This is a genomic window from Microcystis sp. M53602_WE12 (genome assembly GCF_030065455.1).
GTDB lineage: Bacteria > Cyanobacteriota > Cyanobacteriia > Cyanobacteriales > Microcystaceae > Microcystis > Microcystis aeruginosa.
This window is the reverse complement of sequence record NZ_JASJFB010000300.1, coordinates 1-3065: the sequence shown is the minus strand read 5'-3', so window position 1 is coordinate 3065 and position 3065 is coordinate 1. Positions and strand designations below refer to the sequence as shown.

The 3065-nt window shown below is 37.2% G+C and carries 8 protein-coding genes and 1 pseudogene; all 9 read right to left on the bottom strand.

The features are described 5' to 3' along the window. Window positions 1-9: 9 nt before the first annotated feature. A complete protein-coding gene (locus PX482_RS10750) occupies window positions 10-261 on the bottom strand; it encodes a hypothetical protein (protein WP_288026529.1) in 252 nt (83 codons plus the stop codon). A 431-nt stretch (window positions 262-692) separates the two neighbouring features. Beyond that, a complete protein-coding gene (locus PX482_RS10745; RefSeq protein WP_150975360.1) occupies window positions 693-1028 on the bottom strand; it encodes a DUF5615 family PIN-like protein in 336 nt (111 codons plus the stop codon). Continuing rightward, window positions 1018-1332: a DUF433 domain-containing protein gene (locus PX482_RS10740; protein ID WP_002753976.1), complete on the bottom strand. Its 315-nt coding sequence runs from the start codon at window positions 1330-1332 to the stop codon at window positions 1018-1020. The genes PX482_RS10745 and PX482_RS10740 overlap by 11 nt, the downstream gene beginning before the upstream one ends. Before the next feature lie 108 nt (window positions 1333-1440). Further along, window positions 1441-1680: a DUF2283 domain-containing protein gene (locus PX482_RS10735; protein ID WP_002762150.1), complete on the bottom strand. Its 240-nt coding sequence runs from the start codon at window positions 1678-1680 to the stop codon at window positions 1441-1443. Window positions 1681-1776: 96 nt separating this feature from the next. Beyond that, the gene (locus tag PX482_RS10730; RefSeq protein WP_002762148.1) at window positions 1777-2112 is read right to left on the bottom strand and encodes a XisI protein; all 336 of its coding nucleotides are present in this window, start codon (window positions 2110-2112) and stop codon (window positions 1777-1779) included. Beyond that, window positions 2100-2237, bottom strand: a pseudogene (locus tag PX482_RS10725) (element excision factor XisH family protein); the annotation flags it as partial. The gene PX482_RS10730 and the pseudogene PX482_RS10725, both read right to left, overlap by 13 nt. Before the next feature lie 32 nt (window positions 2238-2269). Then, window positions 2270-2512: a DUF4926 domain-containing protein gene (locus tag PX482_RS10720; protein WP_002762146.1), complete on the bottom strand. Its 243-nt coding sequence runs from the start codon at window positions 2510-2512 to the stop codon at window positions 2270-2272. 2 nt (window positions 2513-2514) lie between these two features. Further along, window positions 2515-2733 (bottom strand): type II toxin-antitoxin system HicB family antitoxin, encoded by a 219-nt coding sequence (locus PX482_RS10715; protein ID WP_002762144.1) that lies wholly within the window; start codon window positions 2731-2733, stop codon window positions 2515-2517. A 220-nt stretch (window positions 2734-2953) separates the two neighbouring features. After that, the coding region (locus PX482_RS10710; RefSeq protein ID WP_071784045.1) for a transposase at window positions 2954-3065 on the bottom strand (112 nt) is incomplete at its 5' end.

Here is a 3065-nt window from a genome sequence, read left to right as displayed (position 1 = left end):
TTTTCTTCCTCAGTGCAACCTAAGTCGATGCTTTCTCACGAGTGCGGGTTCATTTTCTAGGTTGACTTCGGCTTCCTTACCAGCATTTATTGAGATGTTGCCTGCTAAGGTTTCCTCGTCGTCTTGATAGGAAGTTTCTTCTGCTTGAAAAATTTGTTGTTCTAGTATTTCTAATAATTGTTGTTTTTGCGTTAAGTCAAGGGATTTAATCGCTTCGGTTAGAGATTCAAAAGTGATTTGAAGATTGATAGTGGTACTCATGAAATTTCTCCTATTTGGATAAAAAGTTAAATTTTGAGAATTGCTTTAATTTTCATGGTTGGTATAGGTGATCAAGGGTTTCTAATCTTCTTCTAATGTAGCCTGAATTTTTGCTAATCGTTAGTTAATAGAACTTATCCAAGAAACGGGAACCGCTATCACGTCAATGGTTTCGTTATTGTCAAACATTTCTAGGAGATAACCTGCTTCTGATTGTTGTTCATTAGGAGGTAAATATTCAATAATTGTTCCCTGATCACCTTTTTAAAAAATAGTGTCGGGGACATCTCTACATAATTTGACTTGTTGAAAAAGTTGGACGGGTTGCATTATTCATACTCCTTAATTTTATCGTAGTAAAGAGTAACAAAATTAGCTTTTTGATTATTTTTATCGATCTGCCAAATACTAATTCACTTTTTCATGCGGTTCTATATAAACTCTATGTGATTATACATTTCTTCGGGTTCAAGAATTTCCCAGATTAAGAGTAGTCCTCGAATTATTTGACCAATAGATTTACTTTGTTGGGGACAGTAAGCAATTCCTGCATGAGTTATAGATGATTGATTGATTCTTAAAAAATCAGTATCTTGAGTAAAAATCACGCGACCATTGGCTAAGGCAAATTGCAATTGTATTTCATCGGATACCCCCAATAAATTTTCTTCTGGAGTGGTAGTAACATCAAGGCCTCGCTGGCGCAATCCAAGAGCAATGCTATAGCTTACATTTTCATCAAGGTGAAATTTAATTTTATTGCCCATTCATTTTTTTTAGTTTTTCTTGGACTAGAGAAGGTGTTTTAGCTTGCATTTCCTTGGCAAAGGTATCATCATCTGTGATTTGTTGTCTAATTTCTTCAAGGTGATCGTGATAGTAAGAAAGGGCCGCGTAAACATCAGCTAAAGTAATGCTGGGATAATGATAAACAATTTCATCGGGTGACATTCCCAGGCGTTCGTGCCAAATAACGACATCTTGGACTTTGATGCGATGACCTGCGATGCGCGGTTTACCGCCACAAGTTTCTGGGGTAATTTCAATGTGATTGATTAAAGTTGTTGTCATTGATAATAACGAATTTGTCCGATTATAGGGTCACAAGGAATCTGCGCCCAAATGTTATATATATTATATCACGTCAAGGTTTATAGAATAATTTTATTATGACAACTCTTATAAACTTGAAGCTAATTGAGGCGCGACAATAGTTTCGAGGGAAAAAGCATTCAGATCCGTTAAGCTTCTGGCCTGTTCCAAGGTGATTGCACAAATATTCCCCTGCTGATCAAGATCGACCAAGGTATTTTGTATTTTGTATTTTGTATTTTCATTGATTTCTTGAGTCTCGACAATAGGATTGTTATTGAACTCTAGGTATAGAGTATCCGTATCCTGAAAGTAGGTGATTTTCATGGCTGACTTGGGTTATCAAGAGTTTCTAATCTTCTTCTAATAGTGATTCATTTGGCGGCGATTGCGGTTTTGAGAATTGTCCATCATATTTGAAAGTTAAGCGACAGCGAAGCCTGTATATTGACGTATTTTAGGTTCATGGAATCCCAAAACAATATCTTCTTTAGCAATGCCTGCGCTTAGTAATTCTTTGGTGATACCGTCTTCGGTGTTGTCACATTGTACCCAAATTTTCTCGTTAATAATTTCTAAATGAATCAGACAATCATGATAACGCTGATTCTGTTGCCAACCTTCTGAAATGACGAGATATTGATCATTCTGAGGATCAAAAGCTAGACGATTTTGAATGTCCGCATTGTTATAAATAATTTGGCTATAGGGGACAAGAATCTGATGAATAATTTTGCGGTAATGGTTTAGTTTATCCATTGGGTGATTACCTCATTGTCAGGGTTAAAGATAATTAGTTTTAGTGTTTTTTCTTCAAGGAGTATTTGACCAATTTCTTGATGAAATAAGCTGTTGAAAGTTTTTTCCCGAATAGCAAGATAAAGAGTTCTATCTAAAAGTTGGCGAAAGTTTTATCTTAGACTGAGACTAATTCAGGTTCACTGATCAGCCGTAGAAGTTTTGAGTGATCAACGGTTTCCATCGCAAAGGTTTGGCCGTTTTGATCGGTAAAATCAATCAGAAAAGCTTGCTGATTAAAAGACATTAAAACAGTTCCCATTTGTCCGCGACGCAGAAGGATGGGCTGATGGGTCGTTTTGTGGATTGCTGTGATGTCTTCGGTTAAAGCAACTAGATCATAGTCTTGGATATTGTTCATAATCAGTTAGTCAAGAGGATAAACATTGGACAATTTCTAACAGTTGATCTTCCGCGTGGATAGGATTCATTAGCGACGGCTAACCATCCTTCGATCGCATCTTTTAAGTTATGGGTGACTTCTTCTAGGCTATCGCCTTCCGTGATGCAACCTGGAAGGGCCGGAACTTCCGCCCAATAACCGCCTTCTTCGGCTGGATGAATAATCGCTTTAATTTTCATGGTTGGTATAGGTGATCAAGGGTTTCTAATCTTCTTCTAATGTAACCTGAATTTGCCCTAACAGTTCCTCACACTCTTTAACCAAGGTAATCCCCAATTCTTGGCATAATTCAAGCGCTTGTTGGCAGTAGTTGAGAGCGCAATCGCAGTGATTCATTTTGTGGGCTATTTCGACAAAGGCTTTTCAATGATTCGGCTCTTCGTTACCCTTTATGCTAAATCAACATACAAGATGCCAAGATAACATACTTCTAACCCAAAAATTCCGAAAGTTTCTAAAGCCATAGCCTCTCCGTTTTATTAGTTTAAGTTTATTGTTGATTCCCTCCACC

What these genes read in the sequence shown, in the direction of transcription:
- PX482_RS10730 (WP_002762148.1), bottom strand. Translation starts at nt 2,112, where the DNA reads ATGGATAAACTAAACCATTACCGCAAAATTATTCATCAGATTCTTGTC.
- PX482_RS10745 (WP_150975360.1), bottom strand. Translation starts at nt 1,028, where the DNA reads ATGGGCAATAAAATTAAATTTCACCTTGATGAAAATGTAAGCTATAGC.
- PX482_RS10720 (WP_002762146.1), bottom strand. Translation starts at nt 2,512, where the DNA reads ATGAACAATATCCAAGACTATGATCTAGTTGCTTTAACCGAAGACATC.
- PX482_RS10715 (WP_002762144.1), bottom strand. Translation starts at nt 2,733, where the DNA reads ATGAAAATTAAAGCGATTATTCATCCAGCCGAAGAAGGCGGTTATTGG.
- PX482_RS10740 (WP_002753976.1), bottom strand. Translation starts at nt 1,332, where the DNA reads ATGACAACAACTTTAATCAATCACATTGAAATTACCCCAGAAACTTGT.
- PX482_RS10735 (WP_002762150.1), bottom strand. Translation starts at nt 1,680, where the DNA reads ATGAAAATCACCTACTTTCAGGATACGGATACTCTATACCTAGAGTTC.
- PX482_RS10750 (WP_288026529.1), bottom strand. Translation starts at nt 261, where the DNA reads ATGAGTACCACTATCAATCTTCAAATCACTTTTGAATCTCTAACCGAA.